Origin of the sequence: Streptomyces sp. NPDC001717, from assembly GCF_042892775.1 — a bacterium.
Classification (GTDB): domain Bacteria; phylum Actinomycetota; class Actinomycetes; order Streptomycetales; family Streptomycetaceae; genus Streptomyces.
This window is the reverse complement of record NZ_JBIAUK010000005.1, coordinates 341498-365450: the sequence shown is the minus strand read 5'-3', so window position 1 is coordinate 365450 and position 23953 is coordinate 341498. Positions and strand designations below refer to the sequence as shown.

The 23953-nt window shown below is 71.9% G+C and carries 26 protein-coding genes; 11 read left to right on the top strand and 15 right to left on the bottom strand.

The genetic code is table 11. The annotated features are described in order from the left end of the window. A partial coding sequence (locus tag ACFYZL_RS13030) for a hypothetical protein (protein WP_388678591.1) occupies positions 1-182 on the top strand: 182 nt, incomplete at its 5' end. 220 nt (positions 183-402) lie between these two features. Here the strand turns inward: ACFYZL_RS13030 and ACFYZL_RS13025 are convergent. Beyond that, positions 403-1044, bottom strand: a complete 642-nt coding sequence (locus ACFYZL_RS13025) for a DNA-3-methyladenine glycosylase (RefSeq protein WP_384754214.1) — start codon at positions 1042-1044, stop codon at positions 403-405. A 122-nt stretch (positions 1045-1166) separates the two neighbouring features. Between ACFYZL_RS13025 and ACFYZL_RS13020 the strand changes: the two genes are divergently transcribed. The 3 genes from ACFYZL_RS13020 (at position 1167) to ACFYZL_RS13010 (ending at position 3184) form a co-directional block, all read left to right on the top strand. Beyond that, on the top strand, positions 1167-1949 hold the full coding sequence (locus ACFYZL_RS13020; protein WP_384754217.1) for a sporulation protein: 783 nt from the start codon (positions 1167-1169) through the stop codon (positions 1947-1949). A gap of 48 nt (positions 1950-1997) precedes the next feature. Then, positions 1998-2531, top strand: a complete 534-nt coding sequence (locus ACFYZL_RS13015) for a YbhB/YbcL family Raf kinase inhibitor-like protein (RefSeq protein WP_384754220.1) — start codon at positions 1998-2000, stop codon at positions 2529-2531. Positions 2532-2680: 149 nt separating this feature from the next. After that, complete coding sequence (locus ACFYZL_RS13010; RefSeq protein WP_376661611.1) at positions 2681-3184, top strand: HNH endonuclease; 504 nt, start codon at positions 2681-2683, stop codon at positions 3182-3184. Positions 3185-3223: 39 nt separating this feature from the next. Here the strand turns inward: ACFYZL_RS13010 and ACFYZL_RS13005 are convergent, their stop codons facing one another. The 4 genes from ACFYZL_RS13005 to ACFYZL_RS12990 form a co-directional block, all read right to left on the bottom strand. Then, positions 3224-3994 (bottom strand): sulfite exporter TauE/SafE family protein, encoded by a 771-nt coding sequence (locus ACFYZL_RS13005; RefSeq protein WP_384595857.1) that lies wholly within the window; start codon positions 3992-3994, stop codon positions 3224-3226. A gap of 142 nt (positions 3995-4136) precedes the next feature. Next, complete coding sequence (locus tag ACFYZL_RS13000) at positions 4137-5117, bottom strand: SPFH domain-containing protein (RefSeq protein WP_384754224.1); 981 nt, start codon at positions 5115-5117, stop codon at positions 4137-4139. 86 nt (positions 5118-5203) lie between these two features. Next, on the bottom strand, positions 5204-5632 hold the full coding sequence (locus ACFYZL_RS12995; protein ID WP_384595851.1) for an NfeD family protein: 429 nt from the start codon (positions 5630-5632) through the stop codon (positions 5204-5206). 65 nt (positions 5633-5697) lie between these two features. Beyond that, positions 5698-6498 carry an ABC transporter ATP-binding protein gene (locus ACFYZL_RS12990; RefSeq protein ID WP_384754227.1) on the bottom strand — a complete coding sequence of 267 codons (801 nt, stop codon included), beginning with the start codon at positions 6496-6498 and terminating at the stop codon, positions 5698-5700. Positions 6499-6642: 144 nt separating this feature from the next. Between ACFYZL_RS12990 and ACFYZL_RS12985 the strand changes: the two genes are divergently transcribed. Further along, entirely contained in the window at positions 6643-7434 is a 792-nt protein-coding gene (locus ACFYZL_RS12985) for a hypothetical protein (protein WP_384754229.1), read from the top strand. A gap of 476 nt (positions 7435-7910) precedes the next feature. Here the strand turns inward: ACFYZL_RS12985 and ACFYZL_RS12980 are convergent, their stop codons facing one another. The 3 genes from ACFYZL_RS12980 to ACFYZL_RS12970 form a co-directional block, all read right to left on the bottom strand. Further along, a complete protein-coding gene (locus tag ACFYZL_RS12980; RefSeq protein WP_384754245.1) occupies positions 7911-8156 on the bottom strand; it encodes a chaplin in 246 nt (81 codons plus the stop codon). Between the two features lie 128 nt (positions 8157-8284). Beyond that, on the bottom strand, positions 8285-8938 hold the full coding sequence (locus ACFYZL_RS12975; RefSeq protein ID WP_384754232.1) for a response regulator: 654 nt from the start codon (positions 8936-8938) through the stop codon (positions 8285-8287). Then, positions 8931-10067 (bottom strand): GAF domain-containing sensor histidine kinase, encoded by a 1137-nt coding sequence (locus ACFYZL_RS12970; protein WP_384754234.1) that lies wholly within the window; start codon positions 10065-10067, stop codon positions 8931-8933. Before ACFYZL_RS12970 ends, ACFYZL_RS12975 begins: the two co-directional genes overlap by 8 nt. 157 nt (positions 10068-10224) lie before the next feature. Between ACFYZL_RS12970 and ACFYZL_RS12965 the strand changes: the two genes are divergently transcribed. From ACFYZL_RS12965 to ACFYZL_RS12955, 3 genes are all read left to right on the top strand, one after another. After that, a complete protein-coding gene (locus tag ACFYZL_RS12965) occupies positions 10225-10983 on the top strand; it encodes an SDR family NAD(P)-dependent oxidoreductase (protein ID WP_384754248.1) in 759 nt (252 codons plus the stop codon). Positions 10984-11021: 38 nt separating this feature from the next. After that, on the top strand, positions 11022-12089 hold the full coding sequence (locus ACFYZL_RS12960) for an S-adenosylmethionine:tRNA ribosyltransferase-isomerase (protein WP_388678582.1): 1068 nt from the start codon (positions 11022-11024) through the stop codon (positions 12087-12089). Between the two features lie 296 nt (positions 12090-12385). Then, positions 12386-13078: a transglycosylase SLT domain-containing protein gene (locus ACFYZL_RS12955; RefSeq protein ID WP_388678579.1), complete on the top strand. Its 693-nt coding sequence runs from the start codon at positions 12386-12388 to the stop codon at positions 13076-13078. A gap of 99 nt (positions 13079-13177) precedes the next feature. On the opposite strand, the gene ACFYZL_RS12950 is transcribed toward ACFYZL_RS12955, so the two are convergent. Then, the gene (locus tag ACFYZL_RS12950; RefSeq protein ID WP_384754251.1) at positions 13178-15703 is read right to left on the bottom strand and encodes an FHA domain-containing protein; all 2526 of its coding nucleotides are present in this window, start codon (positions 15701-15703) and stop codon (positions 13178-13180) included. A 233-nt stretch (positions 15704-15936) separates the two neighbouring features. Here ACFYZL_RS12950 and ACFYZL_RS12945 point away from each other — a divergent pair, with 233 nt between their 5' ends. Beyond that, a complete protein-coding gene (locus ACFYZL_RS12945) occupies positions 15937-17445 on the top strand; it encodes a streptophobe family protein (protein ID WP_388678576.1) in 1509 nt (502 codons plus the stop codon). Between the two features lie 665 nt (positions 17446-18110). After that, positions 18111-19310 carry a phosphoserine phosphatase SerB gene (gene serB, locus ACFYZL_RS12940; protein ID WP_384758594.1) on the top strand — a complete coding sequence of 400 codons (1200 nt, stop codon included), beginning with the start codon at positions 18111-18113 and terminating at the stop codon, positions 19308-19310. Between the two features lie 73 nt (positions 19311-19383). Here serB and ACFYZL_RS12935 read toward each other — a convergent pair whose 3' ends face one another. The 4 genes from ACFYZL_RS12935 to ACFYZL_RS12920 form a co-directional block, all read right to left on the bottom strand. Further along, positions 19384-19905, bottom strand: a complete 522-nt coding sequence (locus tag ACFYZL_RS12935; protein WP_384596226.1) for a SixA phosphatase family protein — start codon at positions 19903-19905, stop codon at positions 19384-19386. A 51-nt stretch (positions 19906-19956) separates the two neighbouring features. Then, positions 19957-20172 carry a hypothetical protein gene (locus ACFYZL_RS12930; protein ID WP_384758598.1) on the bottom strand — a complete coding sequence of 72 codons (216 nt, stop codon included), beginning with the start codon at positions 20170-20172 and terminating at the stop codon, positions 19957-19959. A 150-nt stretch (positions 20173-20322) separates the two neighbouring features. Continuing rightward, on the bottom strand, positions 20323-20442 hold the full coding sequence (locus ACFYZL_RS12925; protein WP_384596232.1) for an SGM_5486 family transporter-associated protein: 120 nt from the start codon (positions 20440-20442) through the stop codon (positions 20323-20325). A 5-nt stretch (positions 20443-20447) separates the two neighbouring features. Beyond that, complete coding sequence (locus ACFYZL_RS12920) at positions 20448-21725, bottom strand: CynX/NimT family MFS transporter (protein WP_384758601.1); 1278 nt, start codon at positions 21723-21725, stop codon at positions 20448-20450. Positions 21726-21805: 80 nt separating this feature from the next. On the opposite strand from ACFYZL_RS12920, the gene ACFYZL_RS12915 reads away from it, so the two are divergent. Further along, positions 21806-22507 (top strand): FadR/GntR family transcriptional regulator, encoded by a 702-nt coding sequence (locus tag ACFYZL_RS12915; RefSeq protein WP_384758604.1) that lies wholly within the window; start codon positions 21806-21808, stop codon positions 22505-22507. Here the strand turns inward: ACFYZL_RS12915 and ACFYZL_RS12910 are convergent. Then, a complete protein-coding gene (locus ACFYZL_RS12910; RefSeq protein WP_384758607.1) occupies positions 22488-22913 on the bottom strand; it encodes a hypothetical protein in 426 nt (141 codons plus the stop codon). The two genes, ACFYZL_RS12915 and ACFYZL_RS12910, sit on opposite strands and share 20 nt — an antisense overlap. 265 nt (positions 22914-23178) lie before the next feature. After that, on the bottom strand, positions 23179-23949 hold the full coding sequence (gene fabI, locus ACFYZL_RS12905; protein ID WP_388678566.1) for an enoyl-ACP reductase FabI: 771 nt from the start codon (positions 23947-23949) through the stop codon (positions 23179-23181). Between the last annotated feature and the right edge of the window lie 4 nt (positions 23950-23953).

The window sequence follows — 23953 nt, the reverse complement described above, 5'->3', positions numbered from 1 at the left end:
ATCCACCGAAGTGGACGGGGTATCAACTTCTGGCGTTGATTTTTGGCACGCTGTTGAGTTCTCAAGGAACGGACGCTTCCTTTGTACTCACCCTCTCGGGCTTTCCTCCGGGCTTCTGTTCTGCTGTCTTGCGTTTCCAACTCTACCAGATCATTTCCGCGCCGTTTCCGGCTTGGATTTGAATTCGGTGACCGTTGGGGGTCTGTGCCTTTCGGCGCTCCGCTACGTTAGCGCTTTTCCCTTGCACCTCATAATCGAGCTGCCGGCCGGGAATTCGGGCATGCCGAATAGGACCCCGCCAGGGGTAAGTCGTAGGTAGTGGTTTGGCCGCTCCGGGGGTCTGCTGATGGCAGTGCCCCATTCAAGCGGCTCGGGCTACGTTAGGCGTCCGCAAGGGGCGAGTCAAGTTGAGCGGCGGCGTGGCGCGTGGGGTCGGTACGGGCTCACCGTCGGGTCGTGGGTGATCCAGAACCGGTACGGGTGAGCCGCGCCGGCTCCGCCCACCCCCGTGCGCGGGCCGCTGCTCACCAGGTCGGGTGAGGTGGGGGTGCCGGCGAGGAGGGACAGCGGGGACTCGGGGCCCGCGCAGAGGTCCGTGCCGTCGAGGGAGCGGTCCACGTCCAGGGCCGTGGCCAGGCGGGCCGGGCCTTTGGCCAGTTCCCTCGGGTATCTGGCTGAAACTCGACGTTTGGCGGCGAGCTCGGCGCCCTGCGTGATCTCGCCCGCCCGGATCAGTACCCCGCTCGCGTGGTCCTGTGGGCCGCACACGAGGTTGAGGCTGAACCACATGCCGTAGATGAAGTAGACGTACGCGTGTCCGGGCGGTCCGAACATCGATGCGTTGCGCGCGGTGCGGCCCCGGTAGGCGTGGGATCCGGGGTCGGACTCCCCCTCGTACGCCTCCACCTCCGTGATGCGCAGTTCGATGGGGCCGTCCGGGGTGCGCCGTACGAGGGTGCGGCCCAGGAGGTCGGGGGCCACCGAGAGGACCGGGCGGTCGAAGAAGGACCGGGCCAGGGGCGTACGGTCGGGTCGCGCGCTCATCCGGTCGAGCGTAGTGGCACGCGCGCTCCTGCAACCGGGGCCTAAGGTTCCGCGTTTGTAAGAGGTAGTCGCGGCGTAGTCGCCACACCTATACACACAGTGCCTTCAAGGGGAGTTCGATCATGGGGTTCAGGAAGCTGTTCGCGAGCCTGGGTGCCGGCGGTGCTTCGGTGGACACGATCATCACCGAGCCGAACGTCGTGCCGGGCGGGATCGTCCAGGGCGAGGTGCGGATCCAGGGCGGGTCCGTGGAGCAGCAGATCGAGGGACTGTCGGTCGGACTCCAGGCGCGCGTGGAGGTGGAGGGCGGCGACCAGGAGTACAAGCAGGACATCGTCTTCACCAAGCAGCGTCTCGGTGGTGCCTTCCAGGTGCAGCCCGGTGCCGTGCACGTGGTGCCCTTCGGGCTGGAGATCCCCTGGGAGACGCCGATCACCCACTTCGGGGGTCAGCACCTGCACGGGATGAACATCGGGGTGAGCACCGAGCTGGAGATCGCGCGTGCGGTGGACGCCGGCGACCTCGACCCGATCAACGTGCACCCGGTGCCGGCGCAGCAGGCGATCCTCGACGCGTTCCGGCAGCTGGGCTTCTCCTTCCGCAGCGCGGACATGGAGCGCGGGCACATCCGCGGGACGCGGCAGACGCTGCCCTTCTACCAGGAGATCGAGTTCCTGCCGCCGTCGCAGTACCGGGGGCTGAACCAGGTCGAGCTGACCTTCGTCTCGGACGCGCACGAGATGGACGTCGTGCTGGAGATGGACAAGAAGCCGGGTCTGTTCAGCGAGGGCAGTGACACCTACCGCTGCTTCCAGGTGGGGCTGCAGTCGTACCAGGGGACCGACTGGGCGGCATACCTGAACCAGTGGATCGCCTCGGTCGGTTCGCAGCGCAACTGGTTCTAGGCTCGGACGCGTACGCCCGCACGCGTTTTCCCCTCAGGAGGTACAGCTGTGGCCCAGCCGAACAGGGCGCCCCTTCCGCACGATTTCCACCCCGAGGTGGCGTCGTTCAGCGTCACCAGTGAGGACGTCTCCCACGGAGCCGATCTGCACGCGGCGCAGGTCCTCACGGGCAAGAACCTCTCGCCGGAGCTGCGCTGGGAGGGCTTCCCCGAGGGGACGAAGAGCTTCGCGGTGACGTGCTTCGACCCGGACGCGCCGACGGGCAGCGGGTTCTGGCACTGGGTGCTCTTCGACATCCCGGCCTCGGTGACCTCCCTGCCCGCGGGTGCGGGCAGCGGGGACTTCGCGGGGCTGCCGGAGGGTGCGGTGCACGTGCGCAACGACTACGGCACGCGCGACTTCGGCGGGGCGGCTCCGCCGCGCGGGGAGCGGCACCGGTACGTGTTCACGGTGTACGCGGTGGACCAGGAGGAGCTGGGTCCGGACGAGGACTCCTCGCCGGCGGTGGTCGGGTTCCACCTCCGCTTCCACGCCATCGGGCGTGCGCAACTGATCGCGGAGTACGAGTCGCCCAAGCGTTGATCGTTCTCCCGGTGTTTGCCCGGTCCTGGTCTAAAGAAGGCCAGGACCGGGCATTTTTATTGCGTTGTCCCGCGTGGCGCGCGCGGCCAGAGTGGTTGCGGGCCCTGCCGCCAGGGTGGTCGCGGGCCTGCACACGGGAGGTGGGCGAGATGCGGGACACGCTGGTGCTGAATGCGAGCTTCGAGCCGCTGTCGACGGTGACGTTGAACCGAGCCGTTGTTCTGGTGCTCCAGGACAAGGCCGTCGTCGAACAGTCGCACCCCGATCTGCGTGTGCGCGGTGCCACCATGGACCTTCCGATGCCCCGGGTGATCAGGCTCTGCAGGTACGTACGGGTGCCCTTCCGAAGACATGCTCCCTGGTCACGGAGGGGGGTGTTGGTCCGGGACCAACACCGGTGCGCGTACTGCGGGAAGCGCGCGACGACCGTGGACCACGTGCTTCCGCGGGCCCAGGGGGGCGGGGACACCTGGCTGAACACGGTGGCCTCGTGCGCCGAGGACAACCACCGCAAAGCGGCGCGGACTCCGGAGGAGGCGGGGATGCCGCTCCTCCGGAAGCCCTTCGTACCGTCTCCGGCGGACGCCATGCTGCTGGCCCTGGGGGTCAACGGGCGGGACGTGCTGCCGGAGTGGCTCGAGCGTTCCGCCTGATGCCCCGGTCCGCTGAGTGACGTAGAGGATCTACGTCACTCAGCGGATCAGCAGTTGGACGATCGCGAGGATGCCGACGGTCACGATGACCGCGCGCAGGACGGTCGGCGAGAGGCGGCGGCCGACCTTGGCGCCGATCTGGCCGCCGATGGTGGAGCCGACGGCGATGAGCAGGACGGCCGTCCAGTCGAACTCCGCGACGAAGAGGAAGACGACGGCCGCGATTCCGTTGACCAGCGCGGCGATGACGTTCTTTACGGCGTTGATCCGCTGCATGTCCTCGTGGAGCAGCAGGCCCATCAGGCCGAGGTAGAGGACGCCTTGGGCGGCCCCGAAGTAGCCTCCGTACGCACTGGCGAGCAGCATTCCGCCGAGGAGCGCGGGGCCGCCGTCGGGGTGGCCCGGATCGCCTCCGGTGGTCTCCTGCCGGCGTCGCAGGTAGGCGGCGAGGCGGGGTTGGAAGACGACGAGCACGAGGGCCAGTCCGATGAGGACGGGCACGATCGTGTCGAAGGAGTCGGACGGCAGGGTCAGGAGCAGGACCGCTCCGGCGAGACCGCCGACGAGGGACACGGCGCCGAGCCGCAGGATGCGGGAGCGCTGTCCCTGGAGTTCCTTGCGGTAGCCGATGGCCCCGCTGATGGAACCGGGCACCAGGCCGAGGGTGTTGGACACGTTGGCGGTGACCGGTGGCAGGCCGGTGGCCAGCAGCACCGGGAAGGTGATCAGGGTGCCGGAACCGACGATGGTGTTGATCGTGCCGGCACCGATGCCGGCGGCGAAGACCGCGAGTGCTTCCCAGATGGACATGGGCGGGGTCGTCCCCTTTGCATGAGTGAGTCGCCTCCCCGCCATGAAGGTCGAGGGGCCTCACTGATCATGCCTGAGCGAACCCGGCCGGGGGTGTCCGGGGGCAGGCGATCCCCGCCCCCGGGAACTCCGCTCGGTCCCGCTAGTCGATGGGGGGCTGCTCGCGGCGCTGGGCGCCGATGCCGCCGCCCTCCGTGGCGGCGCCGTCCTTGCCGGAGCCCTGCGGGTTGAAGCCCGTACCGCCGCCCATGGGGCCGAAGTTGCCCATGGCGCCGGAGAGGCCCTTGAGGGCGTCGCCGATCTCGCTGGGCACGATCCAGAGCTTGTTGGCGTCGCCCTCGGCGATCTTCGGGAGCATCTGGAGGTACTGGTAGGCGAGGAGCTTCTGGTCGGCGTCACCGGCGTGGATGGACTCGAAGACCGTACGGATGGCCTGCGCCTCGCCCTCGGCCTTCAGCGCCGCGGCCTTGGCCTCACCCTCGGCACGCAGGATGGAGGACTGCTTCTCACCCTCGGCGCGCAGGATCTCCGACTGCCGGACACCTTCGGCCTGGAGGATCGCGGCGCGCTTGTCGCGGTCGGCGCGCATCTGCTTCTCCATCGAGTCCTGGATGGAGGTCGGCGGCTCGATCGCCTTCAGCTCGACGCGGTTGACGCGGATGCCCCACTTGCCGGTGGCCTCGTCGAGGACCCCTCGCAGGGCCGCGTTGATCTCCTCGCGGGAGGTGAGGGTCCGCTCCAGGTCCATGCCACCGATGATGTTGCGCAGGGTGGTGACGGTGAGCTGCTCGATCGCCTGGATGTAGCTGGCCACTTCGTACGTGGCGGCCCGCGCGTCGGTCACCTGGTAGTAGATGACGGTGTCGATGTTGACGACCAGGTTGTCCTGGGTGATCACCGGCTGCGGCGGGAAGGGGACGACCTGCTCGCGGAGGTCGATCCGGTTGCGGATCGAGTCGATGAACGGCACGACTATGTTGAGCCCCGCGTTGAGGGTGCGGGTATAGCGGCCGAACCGCTCGACGATGGCGGCGCTGGCCTGCGGGATCACCTGGATCGTCTTGACCAGTGCGATGAAGACCAGAACCACCAGAATGATCAGGACGATGATGATCGGTTGCATGCGGTTCTCCCCGTGCCCTTCCGGCTGTCTGTGCTGCCCCGTTGAACGGAGTCTCGCAGACCCGGGGCCCGCGAGCAGGCTGCTTGTCACATGACGACGGCGGTCGCCCCGTCGATCTCCACGACGTCGACCGACTGGCCCGGTTCGAAGCTGGTGTCCGCGTCGAGGGTGCGCGCGGACCAGACCTCGCCGGCGAGCTTGATCCGGCCGCCCCGGCCGTCGACACGTTCGAGGACGACGGCGCTGCGGCCCTTCAACGCGTCGATCCCGCTGCGGTGTTGGGGCCGCTGGTCGCGGTGCCGGTTGGCGAGCGGCCGTACGACGGCGATCAGCGCGACCGACACGATCACGAAGACGAGGACCTGGGCCACCACTCCCCCGCCGAGGGCCGCCGTGACGGCGGCCGCGACCGCGCCGACGGCGAACATCCCGAACTCCGGCATCGCGGTCAGGACGAGGGGGATGCCCAGTCCGACCGCGCCGATGAGCCACCACACCCACGCGTCGATGTCCACATGGTCATGGTAGGCGCGGTAAGCGCGGTCCGGACAGGGGGCGTTCGCGTCGGCGCCGGTGCGCGCTAGCGCAGGGGCAGGCCCTGGGCGGTCCAGCGGTCGTTCCCGTTGCGCTCGACGATCAGCGGGAGGCCGAAGCAGAGCGAGAGGTTGCGGGAGGTCAGTTCGAGGTCGATGGGACCCGCGGTGACGACCTTGCCCTGACGGATCATCAGGACGTGGGTGAAGCCGGGGGCGATCTCCTCGACGTGGTGGGTGACCATGACCATGGAGGGCGCGAGCGGGTCGCTGGCGAGGCGGCCCAGACGGCGTACGAGGTCCTCGCGGCCACCGAGGTCCAGCCCGGCGGCGGGCTCGTCGAGGAGGAGGAGCTCGGGGTCGGTCATCAGGGCGCGGGCGATCAGGGTGCGCTTGCGCTCGCCCTCGGAGAGGGTGCCGAACTTCCGGTCGAGGTAGTCGGTCATGCCGAGGCGGTCGAGGAAGGCACGGGCGCGCAGCTCGTCGACCTCCTCGTACTCCTCCGTCCAGGTCGCCGTCATGCCGTAGGCGGCGGTCAGGACGGTCTGCAGGACGGTCTGCCGCTTGGGGAGCTTGTCGGCCATCGCGATGCCGGCGACGCCGATGCGGGGGCGCAGTTCGAAGACGTCGCTGCCGGGCTTGCCGAGGGTGCTGCCGAGGATCGTGGCGGTGCCCTTGGTGGGGAAGAGGTAGCTGGAGGCGAGGTTCAGCAGCGTGGTCTTGCCGGCGCCGTTCGGGCCGAGGATCACCCAGCGCTCGCCCTCCTTGACCGACCAGGAGACCTGGTCCACCAGCGCCCGGCCCTCGCGGACCACGGATACGTCCACCAGCTCCAGAACATCGCTCATGAGCGTGTTGTCACCCCTTGCAGTCACGGTTCTGTGCGCGCCTGTAGGCGCGGCCCCAGGGGAAAACCTACGCCACTCGGGGAGGGGTCCGGGGCCGGGGCCCGGCGCGGGGGCCCCGTCGGAGCGGATCCGTAGAGTGGGGGGATGCTTTTCGAACCACGTTCAGGGCGGCTGGCCGCCTGGGGGAACGCACTGCTGGCCGGTCTGGTCTCGCCCGACGAGGCCGTGTTGTCGATCGTGGGCGAGGACGCCGTGCACCGCGTGGCGGGTCTGCCGGGTGAGGCGGAGCCCGTGGGGCTCACGCTGGCGCTCGGCCGGCTGCGGGCGCTGGGGGCGGGCGGGCTGCGGGTCGCGCTGCCGGCGCCGGGGCATCCGCTGGGGTTGAGCGGGCCGCCGGAGTTCAATGCGCGGGCGCTGGAGGCCGAGGAGGCCGTGGTGTGCGTGGGCGCCGCGCTGGGCCTGGTGCCGGAGGTGACCGAGGCGGGCCCGGCGGGTGACGTACACGTCTCCGTGGTGTGGCACTGCCTGCCGGTACGGGAGGCGCCGCCGGCGGACGTGCCCTCGCTGGGCGAGGCGGAGCGGGAGCTGGCGGAGGCGCTGCGCGAGGCGACGGTGGTGCTGACGCGGCTGGACGTGGCGGGGTCGGGGCCGGTCGCGGAGGCCGCGCTGTCGGCGTACCGGGCGCGGGCGGAGGCGGGGCCGTCGGACGGGGCCCTGGCTCCCGGGTATCCGGCGCGGGCCGTGCGGGTGCTGTCGCTGGCGCAGCGGGTGGACCTGATGGTGTCGCTGGCGTACGAGAGCGGGCACGGGGCCGCGGTGTCCTCGTCGGAGATGGCGGCGCGGGCGGAGGCGTTGCGGCCGGTGGAGCGGGTGGCCCGGCGGGCGCTCGTGGCGGCGTACAACTCGGCCGTGGAGGAACGCGAGCGGGGTCGCTAGCGCGGGCTGGGCTGGGTTCGGGGGGCCGCGCCCCCGGCTCCCGGTGCTCCGCCCCCCGGGCCCCGCGCCTCGATCGCCGGCGGGGCTGGGTGTTGCCCGGCCGCGCTGAGAACCTCGGGCGGCTGAACGACGGGCTTTCGAGTGCGGCGCCGCTGCGGGGGCTCTGCCCCCGGGCCCCCGCGCCTCACACGCCGGCGGGGCTGACTCCGCCCCTCGGCGCCTGGATGCGAAGCGGGTCTGGATTCGCCCGGGGGAACGGCTGCGGCCCCGCTTCCCGGGGAGAGAGGGGAAGCGGGGCCGGTCAGGGTGCTCAGCTCCGCGAGGTACGCCGCCGCCGAGCTGCCGTTCGGCTATCACCCACCATCGGCGGACGGAGTCCGGCGCAGCGGGGCGAAGCCCGGGGAGCGGTCGAGCCGTGCGTCAGGAATGGGCCCGGCGCAGCGGTCCCGAGCCTGCGGAGCAGTGCGGGGAGGACATCAGGAATTGACGCCCGTGTTGCCCCAGGCGCCGTTCAGCAGGCCGATCGCGGTGACCGAGTTGCCCACGACGTTGACCGGGACGTGGACCGGGACCTGGAGCAGGTTCCCGGAGGCCACGCCGGGCGAGTTCAGGGCCTCGCCCTCCGCCGACGCACTGCCGTGCGCCGAGGAGACACCGGCGCCGGCGGCGATGAGGCCGCCCGCGATCATGGTGACTGCAGCGGCCTTCTTGAAGTTCTTCACGTTCTCGTCCTCCAGTACGTCTGCCGCGACCAGCCGTCGCGGCACGTCATGGAGAACGGCCGGCCCGTGATCGGGATGCGCCATCCGGGCTACATGCACCCGACCGTATGAATCTCGGTTGGTCCGATTTACTCGGCCAGACCGTGCCTGACGGCCCAGAGCGCCGCCTGGGTCCGGTCCGCGAGGTCCAGTTTCATCAGGATGTTCGAGACGTGCGTCTTCACCGTCTTCTCGGACAGGACCAGCGCGCGGGCGATCTCCCGGTTGGAGCGGCCGTCCGCGATCAGGCCCAGGACCTCGCGTTCGCGGTCGGTGAGGGAACCGGGGCGCCCCGTACCGGATGGGTTCTGCTCCTCCTGGGAGAGGAGCGCCTCCGCCACCTCCTGTTGGAGGACCACGTGGCCCGCGTGGACCGAGCGGATCGCGTCGGCCAGGGCGTCGGGGGCGATGTCCTTGTAGACGTATCCGGCGGCTCCGGCGCGCAGCGCGGGGATCGCCGTCCGCTGTTCCGTGAAGCTGGTGACGATCAGTACGCGGGCGGGGTTGGCGAGTGCGCGCAGCCGGCGCAGGGCCTCGATGCCGTCGGTGCCCGGCATCTTCACGTCCATGAGGATCACATGGGGGCGGAGTTCCTCGGCGCGGGCGATGCCCTCCTCGCCGTCGGAGGCCTCGCCGACCACCTCGATGTCCTCCTGTACCTCCAGGAAGGTGCGCAGGCCGCGGCGGACCACCTGGTGGTCGTCGACCAGCAGGATGCGGATGCGGCCGGTGTCGTCAGCCACCGGGGACCTCCATCTCGATCGTGGTGCCCCTGCCGGGCTCCGAGTGCACGGTGAGCCGGCCGCCGACGCCGCTCGCCCGGTCCCGCATGGAGACCAGGCCGAGGTGGCGGCCCGCGCGGCGGACGTTCTGCGGGTCGAAGCCCTTGCCGGAGTCGAGGACCTTGAGCACCGCGCCGCCGTCGGCGGTACGGGTCAGGGTGACGTCGACGCGGTCGGCGCCGGAGTGGCGCAGGGCGTTGTGGAGGGCTTCCTGGGCGACGCGCAGGAGTGCTTCCTCCTGGGTCGCGGGCAGGGCCCGTACGCCGTCGCAGGTGAAGGTGACGTGCGCGGTGTGCGCCCGGTCGAGTACGTGGACGTGGGTGCGGAGGGTGGCGACGAGGCCGTCCTCGTCGAGGGCGGCCGGGCGGAGCTCGGTCACGGCGGCGCGCAGTTCGTCGGCGGCCTCGGCGGCGAGCGCGGACACCTGCTGGAGCTCGTCCTTGGCGCGGGCCGGGTCGCGGTCCACGAGCGCGGCGGCGGCCTGGGCGGTGAGGCGGAGCGAGAAGAGCTTCTGGCTGACGGCGTCGTGCAGCTCGTGGGCGAGGCGGGAGCGCTCCTCGGCGATGGTGAACTCGCGGCTGCGCTCGTAGAGCCGGGCGTTGGTCAGGGCGATGGCCGCGTGCTGGGCGAGGAGGGCGAGGAGTTCCTCGTCCTCGTCGGTGAAGCCGTCCGGCCCCTTCTTGTTGGCGAGGAAGAGGGCGCCGAGGATCTCCTCGCCGTCGCGGACGGGCAGGCCGAGGAAGTCGGACATCTCGGGGTGGGCGGACGGCCAGCCTCCGAAGCGGGGGTCCAGGCGGACGTCGGCCAGTCGCTCGGGGGCGTCCTTGTGGAGCATCGAGGCGAGGATGCCGTGCTGGCGGGGCAGGGGGCCGATGGCCCGCCACTGCTCCGGGCTGATGCCGTCGACCACGAACTGGGCGAAGCCGCCGTGGTCGTCCGGGACGCCCAGGGCCGCGTACTCGGCGTCCAGGAGCTCGCGGGCGGACACGACGATCGTGCGCAGGACGTCGCGGACCTCCAGGCGGCGGCTCATCGCGAGCAGCGCGGTGCTGACGGCGGACAAGCCGGTGCGCTGGGGACCTTTGTGCATGGGCTCACCGTACCCACGACCGTGACCTGCGGGATCGGGCCTCGGGCGTAGGTCCAAGGGACCGGTACGGGTGGGGCTCGCGGCCGACGCGGCGGGGGGTGCGGGCTTCCTAGGTTGGGGGCATCCGATGGTCGGTGTGAAGGGTGTGGGTGCGGTCATGTCGGTGGCGATGGTGACGGGGGCTTCGCGTGGGCTGGGCCGGGCGCTGGCCGGGGAGCTGGCGGCGCGCGGTTGGGACCTGGTGCTGAGTGCGCGGGGCGCGGGGGCGCTGGAGGCGGCCGCGGCGGAGCTGGAGAAGGGGGGCGGCCGGGTGGCGGCGGTGCCCGGGGACGTGTCCTCGGGGGCGCACCGGGCGGCGCTGGTCGCGGCGGCGCGGGAGCTGGGCGGGCTGGACCTGCTGGTGAACAACGCGGGGGTGCTGGGGGCGGAGCCGCTGGTGCCGCTGGCGGAGCACGCGCTGGACGGGCTGCGGGAGGCGTTCGAGGTGAACGTGGTGGGGCCGCTGGGGCTGCTCCAGGAGGGGTTGCCGCTGCTGCGGGCCTCGGCGGCCGGGGCCGTGCTGAACATCAGCTCGGACGCCGCGGTCGTTCCGTACGCGACGTGGGGGGCGTACGGGGCGACGAAGGCGGCGGGGGACCTGATGTCGGCCGTACTGGCGGTGGAGGAGCCGGGACTGCGGGTGTGGTGGGCGGATCCGGGTTCCATGCGGACGCGGATGATGGCGGCGGCGGAGCCCGGGGAGGACCTGGCGGGCCTGCCCGCGCCGGAGGAGGTGGCGCCGGTGCTGCTGGGGCTGCTGGACGGGTGGCTGCCGAGCGGGCGGTACACGGCCGAGGGCCTCGCCGAGCGCCTCGCGGCGGGCCGGGTGGCGGGCGGCGTGGACGCCTCTGCGGGCGGGGCGGAGGGGGTGCGGTGAAGGCGGGGAGCGGGGCGGGACTACATATAGGGGAGGGATTGCACATAACAGACATTCCGCCGGAGCTGTCGGCCCGGGTGCCCGTCGAGCAGCGGGGGCCGGGGCTCGGGCGGGATTCCGTGCGGCTGCTGGTCTCGCAGGGCAGTGCGGAGGTGTCGCTGCACGCCTTCCGGGAGCTGCCGGGGCTGCTGCGGGCCGGGGACGTCCTGGTGGTGAACACGTCGACCACACTGGCGGCGGCCGTCGACGGGCGGCTGGGCCGCGAGGAAGTGGTCGTGCACTTCTCGACCCGCGGGGACGACGGGCGCTGGGCGGTGGAGCTGCGGGAGCCGGCCGGCGGGGGTACGACCCGCAGGCGGGCGGGCGGGCCCGCGGGGGGCCTCGTGGAGCTGCCGGGCGGGCAGCGGCTCGTACTGGAGGAGCCGCTCGCCGCCGGGGCGGACCGGCTGTGGTGGGCGCGGCCGTCCGCGGAGGTCCCGCCGCTGCTGCGGACGTACGGGAGGCCGATCCGCTACGCCTACACGGAGCGGGACCAGCCGCTGTCGGCGTACCAGACGGTCTTCGCGGTCCCGGCCGCAGACGGGTCCGGCTCGGCGGAGATGCCGAGTGCGGGCCGGCCCTTCACGGCGGAGCTGGTGGCGCGGCTGGTGAGCCGGGGGGTGCGGTTCGCGCCGCTGACGCTCCACACGGGGGTGGCCTCGCAGGAGGCGCACGAGCCGCCCTACCCGGAGCGGTACGCGGTGCCGGCCACGACGGCGGCGCTGGTGCGCGCCGCGCGGGCGGGGGGCGGGCGGGTGATCGCGGTGGGGACCACCGCGGTCCGGGCCCTGGAGTCGGCGGCGGACGCACGGGGAGTGGTCCGCGCGGCGGGCGGGTGGACCGACCTGGTGGTGACGCCGGAGCGCGGGGTGCGGGTGGTGGACGGCCTGCTGACCGGGCTGCACGAGCCCGAGGCCAGCCACCTCTTGATGCTGGAGGCGGTCGCGGGGCGTGCCGCCGTACGGCTCGGGTATGCGCACGCCCTGGCCCAGCTCTGCCTCTGGCACGAGTTCGGCGACGTCCATCTGCTACTCAAGGATGACAACCGTCACGGAAAGCATTGCTGAAGCAACGCATGGTGAGAACGGCGTAAGGGCGGTGTGAGCCCCGGCATAGGACCCACATCACTTACGAAGCTCCCTAGTGGAAGAGTGCGGGTCCCATCAGGGCGGACAGGGCCGGAGTCAGGGCCGGAAATCGACCCTCAGCGCCCGCCCCTGATCCACTAAGCGGGATCGTACGTCACACCTTTGCCACAGGATTTTGCCGCCGCTAAGAATTGCTCCCGTCGCCAGGCGCCGCGGATCCCGGATCCGCAAGGCGCCTTCCTGCGGCCCCCGCTATTCGAAGAGGTTGCCCCGCCATGTCTGCTTCCCGCACCCCCGGTCACAGTCGTCTGACGAAGGCACACAAGCTGTCCATCGCCGGTGTCGCCACGTTCAGCGTCGCCGCGCTCGCCTTCTCCCTGGTCCCGGCCGACGCCGCCGAGAACACCCAGGTCGAGGTCGCCGCCGCCCCCGTCGCCTGGACCAAGGTCGTCGACGGTGCGCAGACGAAGGCAATGCACGGCCACCTCTCCGCACAGCAGGTCATCGCCGACGCCAACGCGAAGGCCGCGGCGAAGGCCAAGGCCGACGCCGACGCGAAGGCCAAGGCGGCGGCCGAGGCCGCGGCGAAGAAGGACCGCGAGCAGAAGGCCGCCGCGAGCCGCTCCGCCGCCCGCACCCCCGTCTTCGCGAACAACCTGGACGGCTGGATCAAGGAAGCGCTCTTCATCATGAAGCGCGAGGGCATTCCGGGCACCTACGCCGGCATCCACCGCAACATCATGCGCGAGTCCAGCGGCAACCCGATGGCCATCAACAACTGGGACATCAACGCCAAGAACGGCATCCCCTCGAAGGGCCTGCTGCAGGTCATCCAGCCGACCTTCAACGCGTACCACGTCAAGGGCACCAAGTTCGACCTGTACGACCCGGTCGCCAACATCGTCGCCGCCTGCAACTACGCGGCCGACCGCTACGGCTCGATGGACAACGTCAACAGCGCCTACTAGGCCTCGCTGACACGGCAGCCCCCATGCGCCTCAGGGGCGGCACCCGGATTCCGGATGCCGCCCCTGAGGCGTTTCGTGCGTGGTGCCGGCCGTGCCGGGTTACTTGCCGGCGCGCATGACCTCGGGCTCGTGGCGGCGCAGCAGACGCTGGACCGCGAAGCCGCAGGCGACGCCGAGGAGCACCAGGATGGTGATGTTCAGGCTCCACTGGCCGATCGTGTGGTCCCACAGCGGGTCGGTGTTGGTCGGGTTCTGCTGGTCCCACGGCGGCATGAGCTTGCCGAGGTTCAGCGTCGTGCCGGCGGCGGCGATGGCCCAGCGGGACGGCATCAGCCAGGCGAACTGCTCCAGGCCCGGGGAGTCGTACACCTGGAAGAGGATGCCGGTGAACACGACCTGGACGATCGCGAACATGACCAGCAGCGGCATGGTCTTCTCGGCGGTCTTCACCAGCGAGGAGATCACCAGGCCGAACATCATCGAGGTGAAGCCGAGCGCGATGACCGACAGGCAGATCTCGACGGCCGGCGGCATGATCAGGCCCTCGGTGGGCAGGTCGCGCGGGAAGAAGCCGATCGCACAGATGATCACGCCCTGGAAGGCCGTGATGACGCCGAGGACGATCACCTTCGACATGAGGTACGCGGACCGGTAGAGACCGGTCGCGCGTTCACGCTCGTAGATGACGCGTTCCTTGATCAGCTCACGGACCGAGTTGGCTGCGCCCGAGAAGCACATGCCGACCGCGAGGATCAGCATGATCGTGCCGGCGTCGCCGTTGAAGCGGGACGGCGCGACCGGGGGCGCGAGGCCGAACTTCGCGGGGATCACCGTGGAGACCACGCCCAGGACCGCGGGCAGGAGCACCATCAGGGCGAGGAAGCCCATGTCCGAGGCGATCACGGAGACGTAGCGGCGCATCAGCGTGAACAGCTGCGAGCCCCAGCCCTGCGGGGTGCTCGGGCGCATCTGCTGGACCGGCGGCATGGCGACCGACTGCGGGGCGACCGCGTCGAGGTCGGCGGCGTAGAGCTGGTAGTGCTGCGAGCCCTTCCAGCGGCCGGCCCAGTCGTAGTCGCGGTAGTTCTCGAACGCCGAGAAGACGTCAGCCCACGTGCTGTAGCCGAAGAAGTTCAGCGCGTCGTCCGGCGGGCCGAAGTAGGCGACCGAACCACCCGGGGCCATCACCAGCAGCTTGTCGCAGATGGAGAGCTCGGCCACGGAGTGCGTGACGACGAGGACCGTGCGGCCGTCGTCGGCGAGGCCGCGCAGCAGCTGCATGACGTCGCGGTCCATGCCCGGGTCGAGACCGGAGGTCGGCTCGTCCAGGAAGATCAGCGAAGGCTTGGTGAGCAGCTCCAGGGCCACGGACACGCGCTTGCGCTGACCACCGGAGAGCGCGGTGATCTTCTTGTCCTTGTGGATGTCGAGCTTGAGCTCGCGCAGCACCTCGTCGATGCGGGCTTCGCGTTCGGAGGCGGCGGTGTCGCCGGGGAAGCGCAGCTTGGCCGCGTACTTGAGGGCCGTGCTGACCTTCAGCTCCTTGTGCAGGATGTCGTCCTGCGGGACCAGGCCGATGCGCTGGCGGAGCTCCGCGAACTGCTTGTACAGGTTGCGGTTGTCGTAGAGGACGTCACCCTGGTCGGCGGGCCGGTAGCCGGTCAGCGCCTTGAGCAGGGTCGACTTACCGGAGCCGGAAGGGCCGATGACGCCGATCAGCGACTTCTCCGGGACGCCGAACGTGACGTCCTTGAGGATCTGCTTGCCGCCGTCGACGGTGACGGTGAGGTGGCGGGCCGAGAAGGAGACCGCACCGGTGTCGACGAACTCCTCGAGGCGGTCGCCGACGATGCGGAACGTCGAGTGGCCGACGCCGACGATGTCGTTCGGGCCGATCTGCGCGCTGCTCGACTTGGCCAGCGGCTGACCGTTGACGTAGGTGCCGTTGTGGCTGCCCAGGTCGTGGATCTCGAAACGGCCGCCGTTCGAGCGGAACTCGGCGTGGTGGCGGGAGACCTGGAGGTCGGAGACGACCAGCTCGTTCTCCAGCGCACGGCCGATCCGCATGACGTGGCCCAGCGACAGCTGGTGGAACGTCGTCGGGCTGCGGTCGCTGTAACCGGGCGCGCCGCCCTGCGCCGGGCCGGGCGCGGCGGCGGCTCCCTGCTGGTGCGGGAAGTGGCCCTGCTGCGCCTGCTGCTGCGGCTGGGCGTACTGCTGCTGGGCCTGCTGCTGCTGTTCCCAAGCCCGCTGCGCGGCCTGCTGCTGGGCCTGGTAGGCCGGGGCCGCCTGCTGCGCGTAGGCCTGCTGGTGCTGCTGCGCGTGTTGCTGGGGCACGGCCTGCTGCGGCGCCGCGGCAGCGCTCAGATTCAGCCGCGGGCCGTCGGTGGCGTTGCCCAGGTGGACCGGCGTGCCGGGCACGAGCTCGGTCTGCTGGACCCTCGCACCGTGCACGTAGGTGCCATTGGTGCTGCCGTGGTCCTCGATGCCCCAACCCCGGCCGTTCCAGGCGATGGTGGCGTGCCGCCACGACACCCGGGCGTCGTCGATCACCACGTCTCCCTGGGGGTCGCGCCCCAGCGAGTACGACCTGGACGGATCGAGCGTCCAGGTCCTTCCATTCAATTCCAGTACGAGTTCCGGCACTCCAGCCCCACTTAAGTCCCCCGAGAATCCCCCTGACGTCAGGGAGTCTAGGGATGGCGAACATCCGGGGGAACTATTTCAGGCCCGGGGCCACATGTGGAATCGGGGCCACGATACGGCGTCTACGTCCGTCCGTTGACGGGGGCGCAACTCGCCCGGAGAGTGAGGAAGGGGACTTCTCGCCCGCTCGGCCCGGATCGGGGGAACCGCGTATGCCTGCTGTGCGTCGCGTTCGTTGGGGGGACGTGCTGCTGTCCGCCGTCGCCGCCGTGGGCTGGTCGCTGATCGTGATGGCGGTGGTGGCGCGGGTGGGGCTGCACCTGTCGGGGGCGGACGCCCTCGGTGGTTCGGCGGCGGCGATGACGGCGGCCGTGGTGGTGCTGGCGGTCGGCGGAACGGTGATCCCCTCGGGAGACGTGTCGGTCTTCGGGGTCGACGGGCCGGGCACGGAAGGCGCCTTGGACGTCATGCCGCTGGGGCCGGCGTTGGCGGGGGCGCTGGTGCTGGCCGCGGTGTTCCTGCGCTCGCTGCGCGCCGGGGCCGGTGACCTCGCCGCCCGGGCCGTGGTGGTCTCGGGGTTGTTCGTCGCCACGGCGGGCGGGCTCGCGTGGGCCGGGCACGACGTGGTCACGCTGGACGGGCCCCGGCTGCCGGTGAAGGTTCCGCCGACATTGGAGGTCCCCGGGCTCGGGGACATCGGCGGGCTGCTCCCGGACCGCGTGGGGGATTTGGTCGGGACCCGGGCCCGTGTGGGCTTCACCGTGGAGCTCGCGCCGACCCTGGTGGGCGCCGCGGTGTGGGTGGCGGCCGTGCTGGGCGTGGCGCTGCTGGTCTCGCGGCGCGGGCCAGCGGGGGCGGCTCGGCTGCGGCCGGCCGCCTCGGCGGTGGTGGCGGTGCTGCTGGTGGCGGTGGCTGCCGGGCTGGCGGCGGCGGTGTGGGCCGCGGCGGGCGACGATCACCCCGGACGGGTGCTGGGGGCCGCGCTGCTCGGTGCGCCGAACGGGGCCTGGTCGGCGGTGCTCCTCGGGCTGGGCGTACCGCTGCACGGTCGGGCCACGGGGGCGCCGGCCCGGCTGCTGCCGCATCCGCTGGACGAGCTGCTGGTGGGGGCGGGCGCGCGGGAGCCGGTGACGGTGGCCCGGCTCGCGGAGTACGACGGTCGGGTGTGGCTGCTGGTCGCGGGGGCGGCGCTGCTGATGCTCTGTGCGGGGGTGGTGGCGGGCGCCCGGAGTCCGGGGCGCGGGGTCGGGGAGTGCGCGGCCCGGCTGGGGGCCGTGACGGGGGTGGCGCTGGCGGGGCTGGTGGGGCTGACGGGGTTCTCGGCGGATGCGTCGCTCGCGGTACTGGGCGTGGACGCGGTGGGCGCGGGTGCGGAGCTGCGGGGGTCGGTGGCGTTCGCGCTGGTGCTGGGGGCCGGGTGGGGGGCCGCGGCGGGCGCGGTGGGCGCCCTGCCGACCCGCCGGCGGCGGGCGCCGGCCGCGGGAGCCCCCGCCTGGCCGACCGCGGGGCCGTACGGCCCCGCCGGGCACCCCCGCTCCGGTCCTCCGTCTGCTCCGGGGTCGGGGCACGGGTCCGGTGGGGACTCCGGGCCGGACGGCTCGTGGGACGTCACGGTCACCGCCCTCCCGCCGAGGCCGCCGCGACCTCCCCGGCCTCCCCGGCGGCCGCCCTTCACACCGCCCCCTCCCCCACCGCCGCCGCCGGCGCCGCCCGGCGGATGAGGGCCGCCGGCGTGTGGGGTAGTCCCGGAGGGGTCGAACCCGGGTGCTCCGCGCACCGGCCCGTACGGCACCCCCGCACCGGCGGGGTCGGGCGTGCGGTGGGGCGCCGAACGCCGGTGCTCCGCGTACCGGCCCTTTCGCGTACCGCCGCGCCGTCGGGGTCGGGTGTGCGGTGGGGCGCCCCCGCAGGGCGTCGAACGCACCCCGCTGCGCTTGTCGGTGCCGCTCTATGTTCGACGCCCGAGGAGGTGCCCCGGCGCGCGCCCGGCCCCGACGGCACCCCGGCCAGGGCGGTGCCGCTGCGCGGAGCCGTCCCCTACCCGCCCTTCCACCGTTCCCCGGGGCTCCGCCCCGGACCCCGGTCCTCGAACGCCGGACGGGCTGAAATCGCCCGCCCGCCCCGGACCCGCGCCTCAAACGCCGGCGAGGCTGGATCTGCCCTCGGCTGGATGCCTGCGTGGCTGGACTTGTCCTGCGGGCCATTCGGTCCGCGCCCGGCGGACGGCGGCAGCCGAATCCAGCCCCGCCGGCGTTTGAGGCGCCGCCGGAGGCACATCAGCCCCAGGAGCCCAGGGGGCGTGTGTCACGCCCCCTGGGGAAACCGGCGCCCGTAGGGTGGGACGGGGGTCCTGGAGTGGGGGGCGGGAAGATACGGTGAGGGCACCATGAGCGCATCGCAGACCTCCGACGTCCCCACCCTCCTCGTCAAGATCTTCGGCAAGGACCGTCCCGGGATCACCGCCGGGCTGTTCGACACCCTCGCCGCCTACTCCGTCGACGTCGTCGACATCGAGCAGGTCGTCACCCGTGGCCGCATCGTCCTGTGCGCCCTCGTCACCAAGCCCACCGGCGGAGCCGAGGGCGAGCTGCGGGCCACCGTCCACAGCTGGGCCGAGTCGCTGAAGATGCAGGCCGAGATCCTCTCCGGTACCGGTGACAACCGGCCGCGCGGCAGCGGCCGTTCCCACGTCACCGTGCTCGGGCATCCGCTGACCGCCGAGTCCACCGCCGCCATCGCCTCCCGGATCACCGCGACCGGCGGCAACATCGACCGCATCTTCCGCCTCGCCAAGTACCCGGTGACGGCGGTGGAGTTCGCCGTCTCCGGCACCGAGACCGAGCCGCTGCGCACCTCGCTGGCCACCGCCGCCTCGCAGATCGGCGTCGACGTGGCCGTGGTCTCGGCCGGACTGCACCGCCGGGCCCAGCGCCTGGTCGTCATGGACGTGGACTCGACGCTGATCCAGGACGAGGTGATCGAGCTCTTCGCCGCGCACGCCGGCTGCGAGGCCGAGGTCGCCGAGGTGACCGAGCGGGCCATGCGCGGCGAGCTGGACTTCGAGCAGTCCCTGCACGCCCGGGTGGCGCTGCTCGCCGGTCTGGACGCGTCGGTCGTCGACAAGGTCCGCGCCGAGGTACAGCTGACGCCGGGCGCGCGGACCCTGATCCGTACGCTCAAGCGGCTCGGCTACCAGGTCGGCGTGGTCTCCGGCGGGTTCACCCAGGTGACGGACGATCTGCGGGAGCGGCTGGGGCTGGACTTCGCCTCGGCCAACACCTTGGAGATCGTGGACGGGAAGCTCACCGGCAAGGTCACCGGCGAGATCGTGGACCGGGCGGGCAAGGCCCGGCTGCTGCGCCGGTTCGCGGCCGAGGCCGGGGTGCCGCTGGCCCAGACCGTGGCCATCGGCGACGGCGCGAACGACCTGGACATGCTGAACGCGGCCGGGCTGGGCGTGGCCTTCAACGCGAAGCCGGTGGTCCGCGAGGCCGCGCACACGGCGGTGAACGTGCCGTTCCTGGACGCGGTGCTGTACCTGCTCGGGATCACCCGCGAGGAGGTCGAGGCCGCCGACCTGGCGTGACGCGCAGGGACGAATGAGCGGGCCCCGGTCGCAGTGTGCGGCCGGGGCCCGTTCGCGTTCGTGTGCGGGGGACTCAGTGGTCCTTCGGGGTCCAGTAGTCGAGCAGCGTGCCCACCCCGTGTTCCAGGGACTTCCACGAACCGGTGAAGGAGACGACGGCGAGCGCCGCCGTGGGGAATCCCGTACGGGTCATCCGTGCGAGGGTGTCGTCCTTCGCCCTCCCGGAGAGGGCGTCGGCGAGGGCGTGCATGCCGGGGTTGTGTCCGATGACCAGAAGGTCGGCCACCTCGTCGGAGGTCTCGTTCAGCAGGGCGATGAGCTCGCCGAGCGAGGCGTCGTAGAGCCGTTCCTCGTAGTGGGTCTTCGGCCGGTGCGGCATCTCCTGGACGGCGAGCTTCCACGTCTCGCGCGTACGGGCCGCGGTGGAGCAGAGGGCCAGGTCGAAGGCGATGCCGGTTTCGGCGAGCTTCAGACCGGCGGCCGGCGCGTCCTTGCGGCCCCGGTCCGCCAGCGGGCGTTCGTGGTCGGACACATCGGGCCAGTCGGCCTTGGCGTGCCGGAGGAGGACGATCCTGCGGGGTGTGTCGGCGCTCATGACTCCCAGCTTCGCATGAAACGGGGGGCGCGGCGCAGGGTGTTGAAAGGGTCAGGCGACGGCGCGCAGGAGCTGCTGCGCGACCTGTACCAGCGCCGGGCTCTCGCCGGTGGCGGCCTGGGCCTGGCCCGATCCGGCGAGGAGCAGCAGGAGCAGTCCGAAGGCGAGGGCGGGCAGGGCCAGCGCCCACCAGTGCAGCCGGGCGTCCGCGCCGAACCGGGAGGCGGGGGCGGACGGGCGGGTACGGGTGTGCGTGGGGGCCGACATGGCCGCCTCCGTGGGTGTGCGGGCGGGGTGTGCGGACGGGACTGGCTCTCTGTCCTCGAATCTATGGATCCGAGGGAGCCGTTCACATCGGGGGCACACCCCACTTCACCCTGACCCTGACCCCCTAGGGGTGGTGGGGTTACCCCTACCTCAGGGTGAGGCGAGCGTCGCGATGATCGCGATGACGACGGTCACGACGAACATCGCGCCGAGCACGAGGCCGAGCTTCTTGTGGCCGTTCTGCGGGTTGGGTTCAAGTACGGGCGACATGCCGGTCAGTCTGCCATGCCGCATTCGTCCTCGATCGTGCGGTCCCGTCCGGCGAGGACGCCGAGCACGATCTGCGGTACGAGGATCCCCGCCATCAGGGCGAGCGGCAGGTCCCAGCCGCCGGTGTGCTGGTAGAGCGCGCCGATCAGGAGGGGGCCGGGGATGGACATGAGGTAGCCGACGCTCTGGGAGAAGGCGGAGAGCTTGACGACCCCGGCCGGGGATTTGGCGCGCAGCCCGATGAGGGTGATGACGAGGGGGAAGGCGCAGTTGGACACGCCGATGAGCAGCGCCCAGATCCAGGCTCCGGCGACGGGGGCGAGGTACAGCCCGACGTAGCCGGTGAGGCCGAAGAGGCCGAGGGTGGCGGCGATGGCGCCCTGGTTCTTCATCCGGCCGGCGAGGCCGGGGATGACGAAGGAGAGGGGGACGCCGACGGCCATGGTGACGGCGAGGAGCACTCCGGCGGTGGAGGCGGAGACCCCGGCGTCGCGGAAGATCTGCGGGAGCCAGCCCATGGTGATGTACGCGCCGGTGGCCTGGAGGCCGAAGTAGCAGGACAGGGCCCAGGCGGTGCGGCTGCGGGCGATGCGGGGGCCGGTGTCGGCCGTCCGTGCGGTTCCGGTGGAGGGCCCGGTCGTGCGCTGCTCCCGGCGGGCGGTGCGGGCGATGGGGAGCCACGGGAGTACGGCGATCACCGCGAGGACGGCCCAGATGAGCAGGCCGGTGCGCCAGCTGCCGCCGAGGGCGTCGGTGAGCGGGACGGTCGCGGCGGCGGCGAGGGAGGTGCCGGAGGCCAGGGCCATGGAGTACAGGCCGGTCATGGTGCCGACCTTCTCGGGGAACCAGCGCTTGACGATGACCGGGATGAGGACGTTGGTCACGGCTATGCCGGCCAGTGACAGGGCGCTGGCGGCGAGGAAGCCGGCGGCGCCGGTCGCGAAGGAGCGGACCACCAGGCCGGCGGCGACGGCGACCATGGCCGCGCAGACGACGGTGGCCGGGCCGAAGCGGCGGGAGAGCCGGGGTGCGGTGACGCCGAAGACGGCGAAGCAGAGGGCGGGGACGGAGGTGATGAGTCCGGCGACGGTGCCGCTCATTCCGAGGCCCTCGCGGGTCTCCTCGAAGAGGGCGCCGAGGCTGGTGATGGCGGGCCTCAGGTTGAGGGCGGCCAGCACGATGCCGACGACGAGCAGCGGGCCCAGCCAGGCCGGCTGCGCCGGTGCCTGCCGGGTGGGGACGGTGGCGGCGGCCTGCCGGGACTGGATTTCTTCGTCGAGCATTCCGCCATCATAGAATCATGGGATGATTGGTTGTCCAGTCACTTGCATGTAAACAACACACGCTTTTCCGAGAGGACCCCATGCCGCTGACGTCGCCCCGGCGCTCCGCTCTCGTCGACCAGGTGATCGCCCAGCTGCGGAACCAGATCACCTCCGGCGAGTGGCCGGTCGGCTCCCGCATCCCCACCGAGCCGGAGTTGGTGGAACTGCTCGGCGTCGCGCGCAACACCGTGCGCGAGGCCGTACGGGCGCTGGCCCACAACGGGCTGCTCGACATCCGCCAGGGTTCGGGTACGTACGTGATCGCCACCAGCGAGCTGGCCGGCGTGATGCACCGCCGCTTCGCCGGAGCCGATCCGCGGCACATCGCGGAGCTGCGCTCGACGCTGGAGTCCTCGGCGGCCCGGCTGGCGGCGGAGCGGCGGAGCGAGCGTGACCTCGTACAGCTGGACGCGCTGCTGGCGCGGCGCGAGGAGGCGTGGGCGAGCGGGGACGCGGAGGTGTTCGTCGCGGCGGACGTGAGCCTGCACATGGCCGTGGTGACGGCCTCGCACAACGACGTGCTGATCGAGCTGTACGCGGACCTCGGCGACCTGGTGGCCGACTGGCTGCGCTCGGACGTGGGGACCGAGCTGCGCCCGGAGGCCCACGTGGACCACGCGCGGCTGATCGAGGCGATCCGTCGGGGCGACGGGGACGCGGCGGCCTCGGAGGCCGCGGGCTATCCGTTCGTCTGCCTCGGCAGGGAGTCCGGGAAGGACCTCACGACCGCTGGTGGGTGACCCAGGCTGAGCGGACCTCCTTCCAGCAGCGGCTGGTGAGCTCGACGCGGCCGGCGGGGCCGACGGGCACGGGGGCGCTGTCGCCGTCCAGGTCCCACCAGCGGTCGCATTCGACGTGGAGCCGTACCAGGTCGGTCTGCGGGTAGCCGTTGTGGCAGCGGGCCGTCACCGTCGAGCCCGAGATCTCGGTGTTGCAGTCGGCGCCGAAGAGTTCGCGGGCGGGGGGCCGCGCGGGCTGCACGGGGGGCTCGGCGGCGATGTCCGACAGGTTCACGACGGCCTGCGCCTCCGGACCGGCGACGGGTTCGTCCCCGCCGGGTCGGACGGGGGCCGCGGGCATCAGGAGGCCGGTCAGGACCACGGCTGCGACCAGCAGCGATGCCACCGCACTCGGCCTCGCGCGCACTCCCGCACCTCCTCCCCGCAAGGTCCGGGAAGATCCCGGCCTGGTCAGTTTGCAGGCATATGTCCCGGTTTTCGACTCGGGAAGATCCGATCAGCCCGTGGACATCCGATCGAACCCGTACGGCAAACGGCGGCGGGGGGGGGGGGGGGGGGGCCGGGGGGGGGGGGGGGGGCGCCCCCGCGGGGGGGGGGGGGGGCGGGCGCGGCCCCGCCCCCCCCCCCCCCGGGGGGCGCGGCGCCCGCCGCCGTACGTGTGCGGGAGCCGGTCAGGCACCCATCGCGTGCAGACCGCCGTCGACGTGGACGATCTCGCCGGTGGTCTTCGGGAACCAGTCCGACAGCAGGGCCACGACGCCGCGGCCGGTGGGCTCCGGGTCGCTCATGTCCCACTCCAGCATGGAGCGGCGGTTCCAGGTGTCCGCCAGCTCGCCGAAGCCCGGGATGGACTTGGCGGCCATCGAGCCGATCGGACCGGCCGAGACCAGGTTGCAGCGGATGTTCTCCTTGCCCAGGTCACGGGCGAGGTAGCGGCTGGTGGCCTCCAGCGCGGCCTTGGCCGGGCCCATCCAGTCGTACTGCGGCCAGGCGAACTGCGCGTCGAAGGTGAGGCCGACGACGGCCGCGCCCTCCGCCGGGAACAGCGGCTTGCAGGCCATGGTCAGCGCCTTCAGCGAGAACGCCGAGACGTGCATGGCGGTCGCGACCGACTCGAACGGGGTGTTCAGGAAGTTGCCGCCGAGGGCGTCCTGCGGGGCGAAGCCGATCGAGTGGACGACTCCGTCGAGGCCGCCGAGCTCCTCGCGGACCAGGCCCTCCAGGCGGTCCAGGTGCTCCTGGTTGGTGACGTCGAGCTCGATCACCTTGACCGGCTTGGGCAGCTTCTTGGCGATGCGCTCGGTCAGCGACGGGCGCGGCCAGGCGGTGAGGATGACCTCGGCGCCCTGCTCCTGGGCCAGCTTCGCGGTGTGGAAGGCGATGGACGACTCCATCAGCACCCCGGTGATGAGGATGCGCTTGCCGTCGAGAATTCCGCTCATGGTG

Excerpts from the sequence above, each read along its gene's own strand:
- ACFYZL_RS12925 (WP_384596232.1), bottom strand. The coding sequence starts at position 20,442 with ATGTCGCCCGTACTTGAACCCAACCCGCAGAACGGCCACAAGAAGCTC.
- ACFYZL_RS13010 (WP_376661611.1), top strand. The coding sequence starts at position 2,681 with ATGCGGGACACGCTGGTGCTGAATGCGAGCTTCGAGCCGCTGTCGACG.
- ACFYZL_RS12935 (WP_384596226.1), bottom strand. The coding sequence starts at position 19,905 with ATGAGCGCCGACACACCCCGCAGGATCGTCCTCCTCCGGCACGCCAAG.
- ACFYZL_RS12990 (WP_384754227.1), bottom strand. The coding sequence starts at position 6,498 with ATGAGCGATGTTCTGGAGCTGGTGGACGTATCCGTGGTCCGCGAGGGC.
- ACFYZL_RS12955 (WP_388678579.1), top strand. The coding sequence starts at position 12,386 with ATGTCTGCTTCCCGCACCCCCGGTCACAGTCGTCTGACGAAGGCACAC.
- ACFYZL_RS13025 (WP_384754214.1), bottom strand. The coding sequence starts at position 1,044 with ATGAGCGCGCGACCCGACCGTACGCCCCTGGCCCGGTCCTTCTTCGAC.
- ACFYZL_RS12985 (WP_384754229.1), top strand. The coding sequence starts at position 6,643 with ATGCTTTTCGAACCACGTTCAGGGCGGCTGGCCGCCTGGGGGAACGCA.
- ACFYZL_RS13020 (WP_384754217.1), top strand. The coding sequence starts at position 1,167 with ATGGGGTTCAGGAAGCTGTTCGCGAGCCTGGGTGCCGGCGGTGCTTCG.
- fabI (WP_388678566.1), bottom strand. The coding sequence starts at position 23,949 with ATGAGCGGAATTCTCGACGGCAAGCGCATCCTCATCACCGGGGTGCTG.
- ACFYZL_RS12965 (WP_384754248.1), top strand. The coding sequence starts at position 10,225 with ATGTCGGTGGCGATGGTGACGGGGGCTTCGCGTGGGCTGGGCCGGGCG.
- ACFYZL_RS12970 (WP_384754234.1), bottom strand. The coding sequence starts at position 10,067 with ATGCACAAAGGTCCCCAGCGCACCGGCTTGTCCGCCGTCAGCACCGCG.
- ACFYZL_RS13000 (WP_384754224.1), bottom strand. The coding sequence starts at position 5,117 with ATGCAACCGATCATCATCGTCCTGATCATTCTGGTGGTTCTGGTCTTC.
- serB (WP_384758594.1), top strand. The coding sequence starts at position 18,111 with ATGAGCGCATCGCAGACCTCCGACGTCCCCACCCTCCTCGTCAAGATC.
- ACFYZL_RS13005 (WP_384595857.1), bottom strand. The coding sequence starts at position 3,994 with ATGTCCATCTGGGAAGCACTCGCGGTCTTCGCCGCCGGCATCGGTGCC.
- ACFYZL_RS12915 (WP_384758604.1), top strand. The coding sequence starts at position 21,806 with ATGCCGCTGACGTCGCCCCGGCGCTCCGCTCTCGTCGACCAGGTGATC.
- ACFYZL_RS12930 (WP_384758598.1), bottom strand. The coding sequence starts at position 20,172 with ATGTCGGCCCCCACGCACACCCGTACCCGCCCGTCCGCCCCCGCCTCC.
- ACFYZL_RS12920 (WP_384758601.1), bottom strand. The coding sequence starts at position 21,725 with ATGCTCGACGAAGAAATCCAGTCCCGGCAGGCCGCCGCCACCGTCCCC.
- ACFYZL_RS12945 (WP_388678576.1), top strand. The coding sequence starts at position 15,937 with ATGCCTGCTGTGCGTCGCGTTCGTTGGGGGGACGTGCTGCTGTCCGCC.